Source organism: Rhizobium sp. R635 (genome assembly GCF_002211285.1).
In the GTDB taxonomy this organism is placed as follows: Bacteria; Pseudomonadota; Alphaproteobacteria; order Rhizobiales; family Rhizobiaceae; genus Rhizobium.
On record NZ_LOKX01000010.1, the window covers coordinates 22,469 to 40,086 of the forward strand.

17 protein-coding genes, 2 pseudogenes and 1 riboswitch are annotated in these 17,618 nt (G+C 61.8%); of the genes and pseudogenes, 7 read left to right on the plus strand and 12 right to left on the minus strand.

Annotated features, from left to right (window positions below; translation table 11 throughout):
- Positions 1-114: 114 nt before the first annotated feature.
- From ATY78_RS09605 to soxR, 4 genes are all read right to left on the minus strand, one after another.
- Positions 115-1,011 (minus strand): LysR family transcriptional regulator, encoded by an 897-nt coding sequence (locus tag ATY78_RS09605; protein WP_088682113.1) that lies wholly within the window; start codon positions 1,009-1,011, stop codon positions 115-117.
- Between the two features lie 44 nt (positions 1,012-1,055).
- Positions 1,056-1,397, minus strand: a complete 342-nt coding sequence (locus ATY78_RS09610) for a metalloregulator ArsR/SmtB family transcription factor (protein WP_088682114.1) — start codon at positions 1,395-1,397, stop codon at positions 1,056-1,058.
- A gap of 103 nt (positions 1,398-1,500) precedes the next feature.
- Positions 1,501-2,271, minus strand: a complete 771-nt coding sequence (locus tag ATY78_RS09615) for an SDR family oxidoreductase (protein WP_088682115.1) — start codon at positions 2,269-2,271, stop codon at positions 1,501-1,503.
- A 117-nt stretch (positions 2,272-2,388) separates the two neighbouring features.
- The gene (gene soxR, locus ATY78_RS09620) at positions 2,389-2,853 is read right to left on the minus strand and encodes a redox-sensitive transcriptional activator SoxR (RefSeq protein ID WP_088682116.1); all 465 of its coding nucleotides are present in this window, start codon (positions 2,851-2,853) and stop codon (positions 2,389-2,391) included.
- A 239-nt stretch (positions 2,854-3,092) separates the two neighbouring features.
- Positions 3,093-3,206, plus strand: a riboswitch (TPP riboswitch).
- Between soxR and ATY78_RS28970 the strand changes: the two are divergent.
- The 6 genes and pseudogenes from ATY78_RS28970 to ATY78_RS09645 form a co-directional block, all read left to right on the plus strand.
- Positions 3,196-3,309 (plus strand): annotated as a pseudogene (locus tag ATY78_RS28970) (HMP/thiamine-binding protein); the annotation flags it as partial. (Overlaps the previous riboswitch by 11 nt.)
- Before the next feature lie 14 nt (positions 3,310-3,323).
- Positions 3,324-4,130: an ABC transporter permease gene (locus tag ATY78_RS09625; protein WP_088682117.1), complete on the plus strand. Its 807-nt coding sequence runs from the start codon at positions 3,324-3,326 to the stop codon at positions 4,128-4,130.
- Positions 4,127-4,938, plus strand: a pseudogene (locus ATY78_RS09630) (ABC transporter ATP-binding protein). Before ATY78_RS09625 ends, ATY78_RS09630 begins: the two are co-directional and overlap by 4 nt.
- A 16-nt stretch (positions 4,939-4,954) precedes the next feature.
- Entirely contained in the window at positions 4,955-5,965 is a 1,011-nt protein-coding gene (locus ATY78_RS09635; protein WP_088682118.1) for an ABC transporter substrate-binding protein, read from the plus strand.
- Between the two features lie 194 nt (positions 5,966-6,159).
- A complete protein-coding gene (locus tag ATY78_RS09640; protein WP_088682208.1) occupies positions 6,160-7,380 on the plus strand; it encodes an acyltransferase in 1,221 nt (406 codons plus the stop codon).
- 167 nt (positions 7,381-7,547) lie between these two features.
- Positions 7,548-8,285, plus strand: a complete 738-nt coding sequence (locus ATY78_RS09645; protein WP_088682119.1) for a sugar transferase — start codon at positions 7,548-7,550, stop codon at positions 8,283-8,285.
- Between the two features lie 152 nt (positions 8,286-8,437).
- Here the strand turns inward: ATY78_RS09645 and ATY78_RS09650 are convergent, their stop codons facing one another.
- From ATY78_RS09650 to ATY78_RS09685, 8 genes are all read right to left on the minus strand, one after another.
- Positions 8,438-8,845 carry a F0F1 ATP synthase subunit epsilon gene (locus ATY78_RS09650; RefSeq protein WP_088682120.1) on the minus strand — a complete coding sequence of 136 codons (408 nt, stop codon included), beginning with the start codon at positions 8,843-8,845 and terminating at the stop codon, positions 8,438-8,440.
- Positions 8,845-9,084, minus strand: a complete 240-nt coding sequence (locus tag ATY78_RS09655) for a hypothetical protein (protein ID WP_088682121.1) — start codon at positions 9,082-9,084, stop codon at positions 8,845-8,847. Before ATY78_RS09655 ends, ATY78_RS09650 begins: the two co-directional genes overlap by 1 nt.
- Entirely contained in the window at positions 9,084-10,511 is a 1,428-nt protein-coding gene (gene atpD / locus ATY78_RS09660) for a F0F1 ATP synthase subunit beta (protein WP_088682122.1), read from the minus strand. The genes ATY78_RS09655 and atpD overlap by 1 nt, the downstream gene beginning before the upstream one ends.
- Positions 10,512-10,533: 22 nt before the next feature.
- The gene (locus ATY78_RS09665; RefSeq protein WP_088682123.1) at positions 10,534-11,418 is read right to left on the minus strand and encodes a F0F1 ATP synthase subunit gamma; all 885 of its coding nucleotides are present in this window, start codon (positions 11,416-11,418) and stop codon (positions 10,534-10,536) included.
- A 26-nt stretch (positions 11,419-11,444) separates the two neighbouring features.
- Entirely contained in the window at positions 11,445-12,974 is a 1,530-nt protein-coding gene (atpA, locus tag ATY78_RS09670) for a F0F1 ATP synthase subunit alpha (protein WP_088682124.1), read from the minus strand.
- Positions 12,974-13,540: a F0F1 ATP synthase subunit delta gene (locus ATY78_RS09675; RefSeq protein WP_088682125.1), complete on the minus strand. Its 567-nt coding sequence runs from the start codon at positions 13,538-13,540 to the stop codon at positions 12,974-12,976. The genes atpA and ATY78_RS09675 overlap by 1 nt, the downstream gene beginning before the upstream one ends.
- Positions 13,541-13,795: 255 nt before the next feature.
- Positions 13,796-14,185 carry a DUF4345 domain-containing protein gene (locus ATY78_RS09680; RefSeq protein WP_088682126.1) on the minus strand — a complete coding sequence of 130 codons (390 nt, stop codon included), beginning with the start codon at positions 14,183-14,185 and terminating at the stop codon, positions 13,796-13,798.
- A gap of 113 nt (positions 14,186-14,298) precedes the next feature.
- Positions 14,299-16,515: a primosomal protein N' gene (locus ATY78_RS09685; protein WP_088682127.1), complete on the minus strand. Its 2,217-nt coding sequence runs from the start codon at positions 16,513-16,515 to the stop codon at positions 14,299-14,301.
- 153 nt (positions 16,516-16,668) lie between these two features.
- Between ATY78_RS09685 and ATY78_RS09690 the strand changes: the two genes are divergently transcribed.
- Positions 16,669-17,601: a dihydrodipicolinate synthase family protein gene (locus ATY78_RS09690; protein WP_088682128.1), complete on the plus strand. Its 933-nt coding sequence runs from the start codon at positions 16,669-16,671 to the stop codon at positions 17,599-17,601.
- Positions 17,602-17,618 lie beyond the last annotated feature (17 nt).

Here is a 17,618-nt window from a genome sequence, read left to right on the forward strand (position 1 = left end):
CGGCTTGCTCGTTGCAAAATGGCGGCCTCCCCAGCCGAACGCCATTCGTTGGGCAGCATCTCAGGGAAGCAGCCGGCGATCAATAAAGCTATCGCGTGGATTGATAGGATTTTTCTATTGAAGCTCTTCCTCCTGCACGAGCACTCTCGCTTCGTGCAGCAGCGCCGAGACGAGCGGCGTGAAGGGCTCGCGATAAGGCGCGACGAGGCCGACCAGATGATGGGCCTCCGGCTCGACGATCGGAATCATTCGGATTTCAATGGGAAAACCGAAGGATTTTGCGACATTGCGCGGCATGATGCTCGCCCAGCGCCCGGTCCGGACATGCGAGAACAGCACGATCATCGAGTTGGATTCGAGTGTCGGATGCACTGTGGCGCCGGCTTCGATCAAGTGCCGGTTGATGATGCGGCGGTTTTGCATGTCCGCGGTCAATAGACAAAGCCGAAGATCGCCGACCTCCCGCCAGGTGACGCTGTCGCGATCGGAGAGCGGGCTGCCCGCGGCCGTGATCAGATTGTAGCGCTCGGCATAGAGAGGAACGGTGGTGACGCGGCCGAGCGGCTCGTTTTCGAGATAGGTGATGCCCGCATCGATTTCGAGATTTTCGAGCATGCTCAGCACCTGCAGCGAATTGCGCGAGACGATCGAGAAGGTGACGCCGGGATGCCGCTCCTGAAAGGGCGTGGTGATGCGCGAGAGCATGGCGAGCGCTGTCGGAATGGCGGCAAGGCGGATGTGGCCGGAAAGACCGCGGCGTGCGGCGCGCATCTCCTCGCGCATGGTGCGGGTATCGCCGACGATGCGCCGGGCCCATTCGAGCACGCGCTGCCCCTCCGGCGTCAGCCCCTGAAACCTGGAGCCGCGCTGCACCAGCATGACGCCGAGCTGGTCTTCGAGCTGCCGGATGGCAGCCGAAAGCGTCGGCTGCGAAATTCCGCACTCCTCGGCTGCGCGGCCGAAATGCTTTTCATTGGCAAGGGCGATAAAGAATTCCAGCTTGTCGATCATCCCCTTATCTTCGACATAGCAGCCGCACTCCGCAAGGGCGGGAGCTAACTGTTTTCTGCAGCCGGGAAAAGTTCGAACAGCGTTTCGAGGAAGGCAAGCACGCTGACATTGCCGATGCTGTAATAGACCATCCTGCCCTCGCGGCGCGTATTGACCAAGCCTTCGAGCCTCAAACGCGCAAGCTGCTGCGAAACCATCGCCTGCTGAATGCCGAGGATGGTTTCGATTTGGCCCACCGTCCGCTCCTCATTCGCCAATATGCAGAGGATCAGAAGGCGGGTCTGGTGCGCCAGCGCTTTTAGAAGATCGCTCGCTTCATGGGCTTTTCCAGCGAGTTTGTGCAACTCCTGGCCGGTCATCCCCGGCTCCGGTTTAGGCAACGGCATTCGAAATCTCGGAAGGGAAGCGATGAGGTAGATCAGTACAATAGCATATTCGCAGAAACGAATTGGCCGAAAGTCATGAAATGCCAAAAAAGGTCCAAACAAATCAGCAGATAAGCTGACCGCCGTTGATTTCGATTACTTGACCGGTGATGTATCCCGACAGCGACGGAGCCGCCAGGAACAGATAGGCCGGCGCGCAATCCTCCGCCGTTCCGAGCCGCTGCAGGGGGATGGATTTTCTGGTCTGCTCCAGCTTCTCGCGGGAGGAATAGCGCTCGTGGAAATCGGTTTCGATCGTTCCCGGCGAGACGCAGTTGACGCGGATTCCGTCCGGCGCGAGCTCGCGCGCCAGCGCCTTGGAATAGGTCGCCACGAAAGCTTTCGACGCCGAATAGATCGAGGAACCGGGGCTGCCGCCGGTCAGCGCCGAAATCGAAACCGTGTTGACGATGGCAGCCCCCTGAGCCGCCTTCAACGCCGGCAGCAACGCCCGCGTCAGCGCCACCACCGATGTCTGGTTCAGTCGCACGACCGCCTCATAATCCGCATCGGTGAGCGTGCCGGCCGGAAAACGGCCGAGCATGGTGCCGGCATTGTTGACGAGGACATGCACCTCGTCGAAGAAGGCGAGCACATCTTCAGCAAATCCTGCCGCCCCGTTCGAAGCGGAAAAATCCGCATGCAGCAGCAGCGCCCGCCTTTCGGATTCCGCCGTCAGCAGGGAATCCGGCAGATCTCGTCCCGGCTTGCGTCCGGTATGGACGATCACCCTCGCTCCGCAGTCCAGAAATTGCCGGGCGACTTCAAGACCGATGCCGCGACCGGCCCCGGTCACGACGACATTGCGATTTTCAAAAAGCCTGGGGTGGAACACGAAGCCGTCCTCCTTGCGGACAGGGCCGCCGGGTGTGTCATTCGCCTTAACATATGGGTATGTCACGCAAAAGAAAGGCGTGCATCGATCTTTCCCCGGAGATTGGTCCCCCAGAGATCAGCGCCCGGCCTGCAGCAGCAGCGCGCCCGATCCCTCCTTGCCGAGCCGGTCGCCGGGATTGCGCAGCGGACAGCTCTCCACCGACAGGCAGCCGCAGCCGATGCATCCGCTCAGGTGGTCGCGCAGCAGGCTGAGCTGCCTGATTCGCGCGTCGAGATCATCCTTCCAGAGCGCCGACAGCGTGTGCCAGTCGGCGGCCGTCGGCGTGCGCCCCTGCGGCAGGGATTCGAACGCCGCCTGGATCTCCGACAGCGGAATGCCGACTCGCTGCGCCACCTTGATGATCCCGAGCCGGCGAAGCACGTCGCGCCCGTAACGCCGCTGATTGCCGCGGGTACGGATGCTCGAGATCAGCCCTTTGGTCTCGTAAAAATGCAGCGCCGAGACGGCAAGACCACTGCGCTCCGCCACTTCGCCGACTGTCAGGAGCCTGCCGAGCGGGGTTGCGGGAATCCTGTCCATCGCCTCTTGACCTCAATATTAGTTGAGGTTTTATAAGTCGTACTCCTGCAATCGTAAAGTCCGATCGCGCCGCCCGAGGCAGAGAACTCCGGTTCCGTTCCCGGCAGGTACGGAACCTCGAGGAACACCCGGACGGAGCCCCGTCCGGGTGTTTTTGCTTCATAGCAGGCCCATCCCGACCGCGCGGACGGGTCTGCAAATTTGCGGTTGCGGGAAGAAAACCCCGGTGATATTTTCCGCGCCGATTACAGGGGAGCTCCGTATTGCCGGGGCTGAGATGTGAGGCACGAGCTTCCGGACCCTTCAAAGCTGATCTGGGTAATGCCAGCGGAGCGAGGTCCAATGTTCTCAGGCGCGCAAGTGTCACTCTATCCGATGCCCGGCAGTTTCACCGGCATCACTCTCAGCCCGCCCGATATCCTCTTTGCCGCCATGTGCGATCTCTTCGTCACGGCCGAAATCGAACGTTGATGACATCGCCGCAACCATCGGATTCACGTTTCTCCGCGCTCCGCGCCACCCTCTATCGGGGCATGCCCGCCTTGCTCGCCGGCTGCGCCTTTCTGGCCGCCTGGGAAATTTATGTCGATCTCTCCGGCATCAAGCCCTCCATCCTGCCGGCGCCCTCGCGCATCGTCATCCAGGGCTGGCTGAACCGTCAGGCGCTGATGGCAAACACCTGGCCGACGCTCGGCGCGACGCTCGGCGGTTTCGCGCTGTCGCTGGCCTTCGCATTCGTCTCCTCGATCCTCATGGATTTCGTGCCCTTCATGCGCCGCGCATTGCTGCCGATCTTCATTGCCAGCCAGACCCTGCCGCTGGTGGCGATCGCCCCCCTCGTCGTGCTCTGGTTCGGTTTCGGCCTGTTGCCGAAGATATTGCTGGTGGCGCTCGTGACCTTCTTCCCGCTGCTCGTCGCGCTCTTACAGGGCTATGAATCGACCGACCGCGACATCGCTGAACTCTTGAACTCGATGAAGGCGAGCCGCTGGCGCATTTTCCGCCTGGCGCGGCTTCCCTCTTCGCTGCCCTATTTCTTCGCCGGCCTGAGAATCTCGATCACATATGCCGTCGTCGGCGCGATCTTTGCCGAATATGCCGGCGCCGCGAGCGGCCTCGGCATCTATATCCTCAACGCCAAGAACAATTTCCGCCCCGATCTCGTGCTCGCCGCCGTCATCGTCAGCGCCGTGCTGACACTCTGCCTCTTCGGGCTGACGCTGATGATCCAGCGTTTCGTCATGCCCTGGCAGCCATCCCAGGAGCGGCGCCGATGACCGGTCACATGCTTGAACTGCGCAACATCTCGAAATCCTTCGACGGCATGAAGGTTCTGGGCGATATCTCGCTTGATGTCGCAAGCGGCGAGTTCGTTTCGATCGTCGGCCCGTCCGGCTCCGGAAAATCGACGGTGCTGCGACTGCTGACACAGGCGCTGCGCCCCGATTCCGGCAGCATGCTTTTCAACGGTGCAGCGCTGGAAGAGACGCCGCATTCCTTCGCCTTCATGCCGCAACGCGATGCGCTGATGCCCTGGCGCCGGATCATCGACAATGCTGCACTTGGGCTCGAGGTAAAGGGCATGAGCCGTCGGGCCGCCCGCGCGGCTGTCGCCCCCCTCTTCGAGCGGTTCGGCCTTGCCGGCTTCGAACATCACTATCCCTCAGCGCTATCGGGCGGCATGCGCCAGCGTGCCGCGCTGCTGCGCACCGTCGTTCAGACCCAGGACATGCTTCTGCTCGACGAACCTTTCGGCGCGCTCGACGCGCTGACGCGCACGCAGATCCAGGAGTGGCTGCAGGGCATGTGGACCGAACATCGCTGGACGGCGCTGCTGATCACCCACGATGTCCGCGAGGCGGTGTTTCTTTCCGACCGCATCTACGTGCTCTCCGCCCGGCCGGCGCGTGTCATCCGCGAATTCCGCGTTCCCCTGCCCCGCCCGAGAAGCATCGCCGATCTCGGCTCGCCGTCGGCCCAGGCGATCGAGACTGAAATCCTGCAAACCCTGCTTCATCCGCTGGAACAGGATGATTTTAGGCCGTCGGCCTAAAATCTGAATCCTTTCCTAATTTAAAGAGTTAAACCTGAGGAGGTCACCATGCTGCTTCTCACCCGTCGACAGACGATCTTCGCCGCTCTCGCCGCAAGCCTCGCCGGCCGCACCGCCTTCGCCCAGTCGGCACCCGCAAAGGTTCGCATCGCGCTCGACTGGACGCCCAATACCAACCATATCGGCATCTACGTGGCCCAAGCGAAAGGCTACTATGCCGCCGCCGGCCTCGATGTCGAAATTCTTCCCTTCACGGACACCAGCGCCGGAACGCTCGTATCCAACGGCGTCGCCGATTTCGGCATCAGCAGCGAGATCGAGGCCCTCACGCAGCGCGCCGGCGGCGGTGACGTGAAGATGGTTTACGGCGTCGTCCAGACGGAAACCGCACGCCTGATCTTCAAGGGCGGACGCGACGACATCAAGAGCCCTAAAGATCTCGACGGCAAGACCTATGGCGGCTTTGGCGGCGCCTGGGAAAGCGCGCTGGTCTCCGCGATGATCCGCAACGACGGCGGCAAGGGCGACGTCAAGACCGTCACCCTCGGCACCTCCGCCTATGAAGCGCTGGACAACGGCTCGATCGATTTCACGCTCGAGATCTACACCTGGGAAGGCATCGCCGCCGAGCTGGAAAACCGCAAGATCGGCCGCTTCCACTACTCCGATTATGGCATTCCCGACGAGCAGACGACGGTCATCGTCTCCAGCGACGCCTATCTCTCGGCCAGTCGCGAACACGCCCGCGCCTTCATCCAGGCGACGCGCCAGGGTTACGCCTACTCCGTCGACCATCCCGATGAAGCCTGCGACCTGCTGATCTCCGGCAGCAACGGCGCACTGATGAATACGGAACTGGTCAAGGCTTCTCAGAAGGCGCTGATCGAGGGACACTTCCTGAAGTCCGAGGCTGGCGTGATCGGCACGCTCGATCCGGCAAAGGCCGATGCCATCGGCAGCTTCCTGCTCGATAACGGCATCCTGGTCGATGCGAACGGCGCCGCACTCAAGGAAAAGCCGGACTTTTCCGCCTATTACACCAACGAACTTCTCGACTGAGTTCGCACGACAATCTTGCATCGGCCCGAAGATCGTTTCTGATTTTCGGGCCGATGCGTTCGAGCATGATGACGAAAAGCGTGAACGGTTTTCGATCCATACCCTGCTCCCACTATTTGACGTGGAACAGGATGTTCCAGCCTTGTCCGCCGCGGCTTTCCGCGGCAAAGTCTTCGGACAAGGCGAGGGACGGAATGCGACAAGAGGAGAGATTGGCCGGGGCAGACTTCTTGCGTGCGGCGGCCTGTCTGCTGGTGCTCGTCCACCATCTCGTGCTTCGGCTGGATATGCGCAGGATTCCGGACGAATTTGCCCCAGCCGCACATATCGCCCGCTTCGGCAATTTCGGCGTTGCCATCTTCTTCGTGCTGAGTGGTTTTCTTCTTGCCCGTCCCTTCTGGCGCGCGCTCGACGCGGACGGCGACATGCCGAGTCTGCGGTCGTACTCGATCCGGAGGGCGGCGCGCATCGCTCCGGGCTTCTGGGTCGCAGCCACCGTCGGCTTTGCCCTCAGCCTGACCTTGCTTGCCCTGCCGCTGACGCCGGAGCTTGCGCTCCGCTACGTCTCCGGCATGCTGTTCATGAGCCAGTGGCATTGGCGCACGCTCTTTCCCGTCGAAACCGATGGGCCGCTCTGGTCGATTCCTTTCGAGGTCACCAGCTATGTGCTCCTGCCCGCCTGTTTCTTCCTGCTGTTTCGTTTGCCCGTCCTGAGACAGCGTCCGTTGCTCGCCCGCGCCGCCTGGCTTTGCGTCATCGGCGGCGTGCTCCTGGCCCATGCGCTGATCCTGACCTTCTTTGCGCTCGACGACATCGGGCGCGGCTGGCAATACGGGCTGCAGGGCGGAGCGAAGGAATGGATGCCCAAATATAATCCGATCGGCTTCTTCGCTCTCTTCGCCCTCGGCGCCCTTGCCGCAGGCATCGAGGTCATGCTCCTAGAAAAGCGCTCCGTCTGGTTCGATGCCGCGGCACTCCTCGCCCTCGTCATCGCCGCCTACCGCCTCGTCATCTCGCCGGGCGGCACTCCCGAAGCTTACGGCTGGCTCGACATCCCCTATGGCTTCCCGGTCTTTCCCCTGGCGGTCGCGACAGCTCTCGTTTCGCTGAGCCATTCGCGGCACCTGGGCAGACTGCTCGACAACCCTCCCGTCCGTTACACGGCAAAGATCTCCTTCGGCATCTATATCTGGCAGGAGGTCATCCTGATATTGGTCCAGAAGCTCGACCCCGGCTCGTTCGGCGCTTCCACGGAAAATGTCATGACCGGCTGGCTTCAGTCTTGCGGGCTGGCCGCAGCGCTCGTCTTCCTGATCGCGACCCTCAGCTACTATCTGCTGGAGAGGCCCGCGATCCACTTCGGCAACCGGATGTCGAGCCGGCAACCCAATCGAGCTACTCCTTTTAAAGTATAAATCCCCCGCCACCTCAACTAGAGGCATTAAGGTTAACGGAAAATACTCCCATTTTTGGCGTCTTCATGCTTACTAATTTCTTATTTATACCCATGACAAACGATAGCTGAGGATGTATTTGTCTCGCTGCGGTTCAGTGTCAGGCATAAACTTGTGGACCTTATGTAATGAATGCTTTTACTTCGAAGAGGAACGCGCGCTTCGATGCGTCATTGCGTCAGGACAGAATCAAGGCACTGGTTGTAGCGAATTCCAACATTCGCCAGCCGGACAGCTTTCCTGTTTCGGAAAGAAAGATAGGGCAGCGATTGATGGTGAAACGATTTATCGACATCATCGTCTCGGCCGGCGCTCTGATCGTGCTGGCGCCGCTTTTTCTGGTGATCGCACTTTTCATCAAACTCGACGATGGTGGCCCCGTGTTCTTCCGCCAGCTTCGCTGGGGTTTGAAAGGCCGGAAGATCACGGTCCTCAAGTTCCGCTCGATGCGCAAGGAAGCCTGCGACCCGAGCGGCATCCAACAGACCGTAAAAGGCGACAGCCGGCTGACCGGCATCGGCGCCGTGCTCCGCAAGACCAATATCGACGAACTGCCGCAGCTTTTGAACGTCCTCAGGGGCGACATGTCCCTGGTCGGCCCGCGCTGCCATGCCATCAACATGCGGGCGGCCGGCAGGCTCTACGAGGAGCTCGTTCCGGACTACCACCACCGCCACATCATGCGCCCTGGCATCACTGGCCTTGCGCAGACGCGCGGCTGGCGCGGCCCGACGGCACGGCCGCTGCAGGCCCGCGCCCGCATCGCCTGCGACATCTATTATGTCAAAAATTTCAGCCTGCTGCTCGACTTGAAGATCCTGTTCAAGACACTCGTCATCGAGCTGCGCGGCGGCACCGGCTTCTAAGAGCCCCATAGTAGCGCCAAGCCAAAGCGGCCATTACCCGCCGCCATTCGTTTCAAGCCGTTCGACGCCGCCGCTCCCATATCCGATGGAAGAAAGCAGAAACAAAAAAGCGGCCGTAGAGGCCGCTTTTCATCGATGCCGTCGAGTGGCGTTCAGTCTTGCTGGACGATGCCGCGCAGGTGTGTCAGTTCCATGATGAAGTGCTCGAGCTTCGACTTGTGCTCGTGATGCTCGGCATCCTCGAGTTCCTTCTTCGCCGCTTCGATACGGCGGGTCAGTTCGTCCTTGTTGAGCTCTTCCACCGGTACGGCAGATTCCGCAAGCAGCGTGCAGCCGGTCGGCAGAATATCGGCGAAGCCGCCGAACACGACATAGTCCTGCTTCTTTCCGGAAGCCGAACGCACGCTCACGACACCCGGCTTGACGGTCGTCATCGTCGGCGCATGGTGCGCCATCACGGTCATCTCGCCTTCGGTCGCGGGAATGACGACCTCAGTCACCATCTCCGACAGCAGCAGACGCTCCGGCGAAACGAGCTCAAAGTTGAAATTGTCAGCCATCAGTGACTTACCTTCTCGGCTATGGCTTTTGCATCTTGCAATTTGGTCCCGCAGAACGGGCAGTGCAGTATCGCCTGATCGAGATATCCGAGGCCTTCCTCGGTCTGAACCAACCCCACGACCATCATGATCACGCCGTTATCGGCACGGTAGACGGTCGGCGCGGCGGGCTCCGGAAGTTCCGCTACGACCCCTTTGAGGGAGTCGCAGCAGAATATCTCGTCCTGAGCATCGTTCATCAAGCAGCAGCGAGCTTCTTGGCCTTTTCGATGGCTTCATCGATCGAGCCGACCATGTAGAAGGCAGCTTCCGGCAGATTGTCGTATTCGCCGTTGACGAGGCCCTTGAAGCCCTTGATCGTGTCTTCGAGAGCAACGAGCTTGCCCGGCGAGCCGGTGAAGACTTCGGCGACGAAGAACGGCTGCGACAGGAAGCGCTCGATCTTGCGGGCGCGGGCAACCGACAGCTTGTCCTCTTCGGACAGTTCGTCCATGCCCAGGATGGCGATGATGTCCTGCAGGGCCTTGTAGCGCTGCAGCGTCGACTGAACCTTACGGGCGATTTCGTAGTGCTCTTCGCCGACAACGAGCGGGTCGAGCATGCGCGAGGTCGAGTCGAGCGGATCGACGGCCGGATAGATGCCCTTTTCAGCGATCGAACGCGACAGAACCGTCGTTGCGTCCAAGTGGGCGAACGAGGTTGCCGGTGCCGGGTCGGTCAAGTCGTCGGCCGGAACGTAAATGGCCTGGACCGAGGTGATCGAGCCCGTCGTCGTCGTGGTGATGCGTTCCTGCATCTGGCCCATGTCGGTTGCGAGCGTCGGCTGATAGCCCACGGCCGAAGGAATACGGCCGAGCAGAGCCGACACTTCCGAACCAGCCTGCGTGAAGCGGAAGATGTTGTCGACGAAGAACAGAACGTCCTGGCCCTGGTCGCGGAAATGTTCTGCGACGGTCAGGCCGGTCAGAGCGACGCGAGCGCGGGCGCCCGGCGGTTCGTTCATCTGGCCGTAAACGAGCGCAGCCTTGGAGCCTTCGCCGCCGCCGTGCTTGTTGACGCCCGATTCGATCATTTCGTGGTAAAGGTCGTTGCCTTCGCGGGTACGTTCACCCACGCCTGCGAAAACCGAGTAACCACCGTGCGCCTTGGCGACGTTGTTGATCAGTTCCATGATGAGAACGGTCTTGCCGACGCCGGCGCCGCCGAACAGGCCGATCTTGCCGCCCTTTGCGTAAGGAGCGAGAAGGTCGACGACCTTGATGCCGGTGACGAGGATCTGCGCTTCCGTGGACTGCTCGACGTAAGCCGGAGCGTCCTGGTGGATGGCGCGCTTGTGAGCGGTGTTCAGCGGGCCTGCTTCGTCGACCGGCTCGCCGATGACGTTCATGATGCGGCCGAGCGTTTCATCGCCGACCGGAACCGAAATCGGAGCGCCGGTATCGATGACCTGCTGGCCACGAACGAGACCTTCGCTCGAGTCCATCGCGATGGTGCGAACTTCGTTTTCGCCCAGATGCTGAGCGACTTCGAGAACCAGACGGTTGCCGTTGTTGTCGGTTTCAAGTGCGTTCAAAATCGCCGGCAGTTCGCCTTCGAAAGCAACGTCGACGACGGCGCCGATAACCTGGGTGACTTTGCCGACAGAGCGGGTAGCTGCCTCAGCCATTTTCTTACCCTCTTTTCCTAACTCAGAGCGCTTCCGCGCCCGAAATGATTTCAATCAGTTCCTTGGTGATCTGAGCCTGACGCTGACGGTTGTAGTTCAGCGTCAGCTTGTTGATCATCTCACCGGCATTGCGCGTCGCATTGTCCATCGCGCTCATCTTGGCACCCATCTCGCCCGCGACGTTCTCCAGGAGAGCGCGGAAGATCTGGACGGAGATATTGCGCGGGATCAGGTCGTCGAGGATCGACGCCGGATCCGGCTCGTATTCGTAGACGGCGCCTGCATGTTCTGCATCCTCGGCGACGGCTTCCGGAGCCTTGGCCGGAATGAGCTGCTGCGCGGTCGGGACCTGTGAGATGACCGACTTGAACTCGGAGTAGAACAGCGTGCAGACGTCGAACTCGCCGGCAGCGAACATATCGATGACGCGCTTGCCGATCTGGTCGGCATTCTCGAAACCGATCTTCTTGACTTCGCGCAGTTCCTTGCGCTCGATGATCAGCGACGCATATTCACGGCGCAGGATGTCGTAACCCTTCTTGCCGACGGTGAAAATCTTCACCGTCTTGCCTTCGGCCAGCAGCTTGCGGACATGGTCACGCGCAAAGCGCGCAATCTGCGAGTTGAAGCCGCCGCAAAGACCGCGTTCAGCCGTGCAGACCACCAGCAGGTGAACCTGGTCCTTGCCGGTGCCTGTCATCAGCGCCGGCGCACCATCCGCATCGGTGACGGCCTTGGCGATGTTCGCCAGAACCGCACCCATGCGCTGCGAATAGGGCCGGGCGGCCTCGGCCGCCTCCTGCGCACGCCGAAGCTTCGCCGCGGCGACCATTTTCATCGCCTTGGTGATCTTCTGCGTCGCCTTGACGGAGGCGATCCGGTTTTTCAGATCCTTAAGTGAAGGCATCCGTTATCCGTCCTAACTAGGCCCGATTACTGGAAAGACTTGGCGAAGCTATCGAGAGCAGCGGTGAGCTTGCCCCGGGTATCGTCGCTGATTGCCTTTTCCGTGCGGATCGCGTCGAGGATGGCCGAGCCTTCCGAACGCAGGTACGAGAGCAGACCCTGCTCGAACTTGCCGACCTGAGCGACCGGCAGCTTGTCGAGGTAGCCGTTGACGCCTGCGAAGATCACGGCGACCTGCTCTTCCGTCTTCAGCGGCGAGAACTGCGGCTGCTTCAGGAGTTCGGTCAGGCGTGCACCGCGGTTCAGCAGGCGCTGGGTCGCAGCGTCGAGGTCCGAACCGAACTGGGCGAAGGCGGCCATTTCGCGATACTGGGCGAGTTCGCCCTTGATCGAGCCGGCAACCTGCTTCATCGCCTTGATCTGAGCCGAAGAACCGACGCGGGAAACCGACAGACCGACGTTAACGGCCGGACGGATGCCCTGGTAGAACAGGTCGGTTTCGAGGAAGATCTGGCCGTCGGTGATCGAGATCACGTTGGTCGGAATGAAGGCCGAAACGTCGTTGCCCTGCGTTTCGATGACCGGCAGAGCGGTCAGCGAACCGGCGCCCTTGTCGTCGTTCATCTTTGCCGCGCGCTCGAGGAGACGCGAATGCAGGTAGAAAACGTCGCCCGGATAGGCTTCGCGGCCCGGCGGGCGGCGCAGCAGCAGCGACATCTGGCGATAAGCGACAGCCTGCTTGGACAGGTCGTCATAGCCGATCAGGGCGTGCTGGGCGTTGTCGCGGAAGTATTCGCCCATTGCGCAGCCTGCGAACGGAGCGAGGAACTGCATCGGAGCCGGGTCGGAAGCCGTCGCGGCGACGATGATCGAGTATTTCAGGGCGCCGCGCTCTTCGAGAACCTTGACGAACTGGGCAACGGTGGAGCGCTTCTGGCCGACGGCGACGTAGACGCAGTAAAGCTTGTCGTTGTCAGGGCCGTTGTCGTGAATCGGCTTCTGGTTCAGGAACGTGTCGAGCAGGATCGCGGTCTTGCCGGTCTGGCGGTCGCCGATGACGAGCTCGCGCTGGCCGCGGCCGACCGGGATGAGGGCGTCGATGGCCTTGAGGCCGGTCGACATCGGCTCATGAACCGACTTGCGCGGAATGATGCCCGGAGCCTTGACGTCGACGCGCGCACGGCGGGTCGCGTTGATCGGGCCCTTGCCGTCGATCGGGTTGCCGAGCGCGTCGACGACGCGGCCGAGCAGTTCAGGACCGATCGGAACGTCGACGATAGCGCCCGTGCGCTTGACGGTGTCGCCTTCCTTGATGTCGCGGTCGGAGCCGAAAATAACGACACCGACATTGTCAGATTCAAGGTTCAGGGCCATGCCGCGGATGCCGCCGGGGAACTCGACCATTTCACCGGCCTGGACATTGTCCAGACCGTAAACGCGAGCGATACCGTCACCGACGGAGAGAACCTGGCCGACTTCCGAGACTTCTGCCTCTTTGCCGAAATTTTTGATCTGGTCTTTGAGAATTGCGGAAATTTCCGCGGCGCGGATATCCATCAGCCGACCTCTTTCAATGCAAGCTTAAGGGTAGAGAGTTTGGTACGAAGAGACGTATCAATCTGACGGGACCCGACCTTGACGATCAGACCACCAAGAATTGACGGATCAACCGTGACGGCAATCGCCACGTCTTTGCCGGTGACGCCCTTCAGCGCCGCCTTCAATTCATTTTCCTGCTCTGCGGAGAGAGCATGGGCCGAGGTGACCTCGGCGGAAATTTCGCCGCGATGATTGGCGGCGATGATGCGGAAGGCCTTGATCATGCCCGGCAGGGCGAACAGGCGGCGGTTACGCGCCACGACCTTCAGGAAATTGGCGAAGAAGCCCGAGATGCCGGCCTTTTCGCTGATGGCGACGATTGCCTTCAGCTGGTCCTCGGCGGAGAAAACCGGGCTCAGGATAAAGCGCTTCAAATCATCGCTCTCATCCAGCATCGCCTGGAAACGGTCAAGATCTGCAGTTACGGTAGCGACGGCGCCCTCTTCGAGCGCGAGCTCGAAAAGCGACGAGGCATAGCGCTCTGCAACACCAGAAGTAAGCTGGGACGTGTCTGCCACTGGCACAAATTTCCCTGATTTCAACCCAAAATCCGGCTCTCGGCGGACGCCGAACCTATGATCTTGAATTCGTTTTGATTTCCCCCAGAAATCACAAGAGAAGCCTCTTGCTTCTTCCGAAATTCGGGGTCCGTCTAACATAGGATGTTCGGACTCGCAACACGCGTAATGCCCGAATACGCCTTTCACATGAATTTCTGTCCGCAAAATTGCGGAATGACTTTGAAGCAGGCCCGGGAAACCGCCCGCAGGCCACGAAATTCACGTCTGGAAGAAGCCGAAAACATAAAGCAGCGGCAATGCGGCCAAGGCGACCTGCACAACCAGGAGTAAATAGTTGACGATATTACTCCCCTTATCGGACAGGATCGAGATGATACGGGCAAAGGCGGCCATCACAAAGGAAGCGCCGAGCGCCATGTAGATCCAGCTCTGGGCGAGCATGATCGCCGAGGCCCCGAAGCCGAGATAGAAACCGCCCATCGAGCGCGCCTCACCGAAACCTTCCGGCCGCCCTTCCCGCGCCTGCAGGCCGAGAAGACGCAGGGCGTGGCCCGGCGCGAACATCATGACGAAACCCGCCAGCGCCGTGAAAGCCGCGGAGCAGAACGCCAGCTGCTCGCCAAGCTCGGTCGGAAAATAGAGTTCCATGCATCAGCCCCAAATCACTCGCGAATCGCTGTTTTATGGCACGAGCCGAAAAAGGAGGAAATGGCGACAACGTCAGAAAAGTGACCGGCTGGCACTCCAAAGCAGGCTGGTAGCTAGAGGAAGCTCTGCGGATCGATATCGAGCTGCACCTGCACCGATCCGCGCTCCTTCGGCGCTTGCGACAGCATCGCCCGCAGGAAACCCTGCATGTCCGAATTCCGCCGCCCATGCACCAGAAGGCGGAAGCGGTGACGGCCGCGCACCAGCGCGAGCGGCGCCTCCGCCGGGCCGAGCACGGAGATGCCGGAGACCTGCGGAGCGGCGTTTCGCATGCCGCGCGCATGGTTTTCGGCGTCGTGGCGCGTTTCGGCCGAAACGATGATCGAGGCGAGCCTGCCGAAGGGCGGCAGCGCGGCGCGTTCGCGCTCGGTGATCTCACGGTCGTAGAAGGCGCCGGAATCCCCTGACACGATCGCCTGCATGACGGGATGCTGCGGCTGGTAGGTCTGCAGCAGCCCATGGCTCTTGAGGCCGGTGCGCCCGGCGCGGCCGGTCACCTGCGACAGCAGCTGGAAGGTGCGCTCGGCTGCGCGGGGATCGCCATTGGCAAGGCCGAGATCGGCGTCGACGATGCCGACCAGCGTCATCAGCGGAAAATTGTGCCCCTTGGCGACGAGCTGTGTGCCGATGACGATATCCGCCTCACCCTTGGCGATCGCTTCCAGCTCCAGCCGCAGCCGCTTCACTCCGCCCATGATATCGGAGGAGAGAACGATGGTGCGGGCCTCGGGAAAATGCCGCTCCACCTCTTCGGCGATCCGCTCGACACCCGGGCCGCAGGCGACCAGATGGTCGAGCGTGCCGCATTCCGGGCAGGCTTCCGGGGTGCGCTCGGCATGGCCGCATTGATGGCATTGCAGCTGCTTGCGGAAGCGGTGCTCCACCAGCCAGCTCGAACATTGCGGGCATTGGAACCGGTGGCCGCAGACCCGGCAGAGCGTCAGCGGCGCATAGCCCCGCCGGTTGAGAAAGAGCAGCGCCTGTTCGCGTTTCTCCACCGTCTTGCCGATCGCCCGGATCAAGACCGGCGACAGGAAGCCGCCGCGCTCCGGCGCGTGCCTGCGCATATCGATGAGATGCAGATCGGGCAGCGCGGCATCGCCGAATCGTGTCGGCAGATGGACCGTGCTGTAGCGGCCGCTCTGCCCGTTGACCTGGCTTTCGACCGATGGCGTCGCCGACACCAGGATGACGGGAAAATCGCCGATGCGGCCGCGCACGACGGCCATGTCGCGGGCATTGTAGAAGACGCGGTCCTCCTGCTTGTAGGCGGGGTCGTGCTCCTCGTCGACGATGATGAGGCCGAGATCCTCGAAGGGCAGAAAGAGCGCCGAGCGCGCACCGGCCACGACGCGCACTTCGCCGGTCACCGCCTGGCGCCAGACTTTCTCACGCGTGCGCGGCGCCAGATCGGAATGCCATTCGGCCGGCTTTGCGCCGAAGCGATCCTGGAAGCGCTCCAGGAAGCTGGCCGTCAGCGCGATTTCCGGCAGCAGGATCAGCACCTGCTTGCCGCGCTTCAACGTCTCGGCAACCGCTTCGAAATAGACCTCGGTCTTGCCGGAACCGGTCACTCCGTCGATCAGCGATACCGAAAATTCGCCCTTGCGGACATCGTCGACGATCTCCGAAGCCGCCTGCCTCTGCGGCCCTTCGAGGCGGGCGGCGGCAAAATCGGGATCCGGCACTGCCACGACCGCCGGCGGCGGCAGAAACACCGTCTCGAAGATGCCGAGCGTGATCAACCCGTCGACGACACTCGTCGAAACACCGGCGGCATGTGCCAGGCCGCTGCGCGTCCAGGATAAGCCGTCGGAGGCGGCATCGAGAACCCGGGCGCGCGCCGGCGTCATCCGCTCCGGTTCGCCGCCGACGAGCTTCAGCCCCTCCACCATCGGCTCCGGTTCAAAGGCGTTCGGCGCCCTCAGCGCCATGCGGGCGACGAGGCCGGGAGGCGAAAGCGTATAGGTCGCCACCCAGTCGATGAAATCCCGCATCTCCTTGGCAAGCGGCGGGCAGTCGAAGACGTGGCTGATCGGCCTGAGCTTCTTCGGATCGACGCCATCCTCGCCACCGTCCCAGACGACGCCGATCACCTGCCGCGGCCCGAGCGGCACCTGCACGACCGAGCCGGGCTCGACCGCCATGCCCTCCGGCACGGAATAGGAATAGGGTTTCGGCGCCGGCATCGGCACCAGCACCGGAACCGTGCGGTTCGCGGGCGGTGCCTCGAAAAGCGCGCCAAAGAGATCGGACGAATCTGTGCTCATCGCGCGAGACCATGCCCGCAAATCATTGGAATTGGAACCGCAAAGACGGACATGCGCGCCAGGCAACGGACGTGGATAAGGGTTGCTGGGCACGCGATGGAGCGCATAGATTGCCGGGACGATTTATTCGACCGCTGAATCGGAGAGGAACGAATGGCTAGACTGACCGAAGATGCCAAGGGTGTCTATGTAATCGCCGTAACACCCTTCACCGACGACGGCGCGCTGGATCTTGCCAGCGTCGACAGCATGGTCGATTTCTACGAGAGCGCCGGCGTCACCGGCCTGACGGTCCTCGGCCAGCTCGGCGAAGCACCGAAGCTGACGGCCGAGGAATCGCGCCTGGTGGTCGAGCGTGTGCTGAAGCGCCTCGACGGGCGTCTTCCCGTCGTCGTCGGCGTGTCGGCTCCAGGGCTTGCGCCGATGCGCGAACTTGCCGAAGCCGTCATGGGCGCGGGCGCCGCGGGCGTCATGGTCGCGCCGCCCTGGACCGTCAGGACCGACGATCAGGCCTTCTCCTTTTACCAGTCGGTCGGCGAAGCGCTTGGTGACACGCCCTTCGTGCTGCAGGATTATCCGCTCACGACGAATGTGACGATCGCGCCTGGTGTCATCGAGCGCATCGTCAGGGACGTGCCCAATTGCGTCATGCTCAAGCATGAGGATTGGCCGGGCCTTGCGAAGATATCAGCGCTTCGCGCCGCCAGCGGCAGCGGCGCCATGCGGCGCATCTCGATCCTCTGCGGCAATGGCGGGCTTTTCCTGCCCGAAGAAATGGGACGCGGCGCCGATGGAGCCATGACCGGCTTCTGCTATCCCGAGATGATGGTCGGCGTCGTCGAAGCCTATGGCGCCGGCAACCCCGATCGCGCTCATGAGATCTTCGACGCCTATCTGCCGCTCGCCCGCTATGAACAGCAGCAGGGCATCGGCCTCGCCTGCCGCAAATATGTGCTTGCCAAGCGCGGCGTCATCAAGTCGGCCGCCCTGCGCAAGCCGGGCGCCAAGCTCTCGGCGCTCGATATCGCCGATGTCGAGCGGCTGCTGGCGCGCCAGGCCCTCCGCCTCAAGGAGATCGGGGCATGACGCCCGGCAAGAGTGAC

Coding starts and splice junctions, on each gene's coding strand:
- ATY78_RS09605 (WP_088682113.1), bottom strand. CDS start 1,011: ATGATCGACAAGCTGGAATTCTTTATCGCCCTTGCCAATGAAAAGCAT.
- ATY78_RS09610 (WP_088682114.1), bottom strand. CDS start 1,397: ATGCCGTTGCCTAAACCGGAGCCGGGGATGACCGGCCAGGAGTTGCAC.
- soxR (WP_088682116.1), bottom strand. CDS start 2,853: ATGGACAGGATTCCCGCAACCCCGCTCGGCAGGCTCCTGACAGTCGGC.
- ATY78_RS09625 (WP_088682117.1), top strand. CDS start 3,324: ATGACATCGCCGCAACCATCGGATTCACGTTTCTCCGCGCTCCGCGCC.
- ATY78_RS09635 (WP_088682118.1), top strand. CDS start 4,955: ATGCTGCTTCTCACCCGTCGACAGACGATCTTCGCCGCTCTCGCCGCA.
- ATY78_RS09640 (WP_088682208.1), top strand. CDS start 6,160: ATGCGACAAGAGGAGAGATTGGCCGGGGCAGACTTCTTGCGTGCGGCG.
- ATY78_RS09645 (WP_088682119.1), top strand. CDS start 7,548: ATGAATGCTTTTACTTCGAAGAGGAACGCGCGCTTCGATGCGTCATTG.
- ATY78_RS09650 (WP_088682120.1), bottom strand. CDS start 8,845: ATGGCTGACAATTTCAACTTTGAGCTCGTTTCGCCGGAGCGTCTGCTG.
- ATY78_RS09655 (WP_088682121.1), bottom strand. CDS start 9,084: ATGAACGATGCTCAGGACGAGATATTCTGCTGCGACTCCCTCAAAGGG.
- atpD (WP_088682122.1), bottom strand. CDS start 10,511: ATGGCTGAGGCAGCTACCCGCTCTGTCGGCAAAGTCACCCAGGTTATC.
- ATY78_RS09665 (WP_088682123.1), bottom strand. CDS start 11,418: ATGCCTTCACTTAAGGATCTGAAAAACCGGATCGCCTCCGTCAAGGCG.
- atpA (WP_088682124.1), bottom strand. CDS start 12,974: ATGGATATCCGCGCCGCGGAAATTTCCGCAATTCTCAAAGACCAGATC.
- ATY78_RS09680 (WP_088682126.1), bottom strand. CDS start 14,185: ATGGAACTCTATTTTCCGACCGAGCTTGGCGAGCAGCTGGCGTTCTGC.
- ATY78_RS09685 (WP_088682127.1), bottom strand. CDS start 16,515: ATGAGCACAGATTCGTCCGATCTCTTTGGCGCGCTTTTCGAGGCACCG.
- ATY78_RS09690 (WP_088682128.1), top strand. CDS start 16,669: ATGGCTAGACTGACCGAAGATGCCAAGGGTGTCTATGTAATCGCCGTA.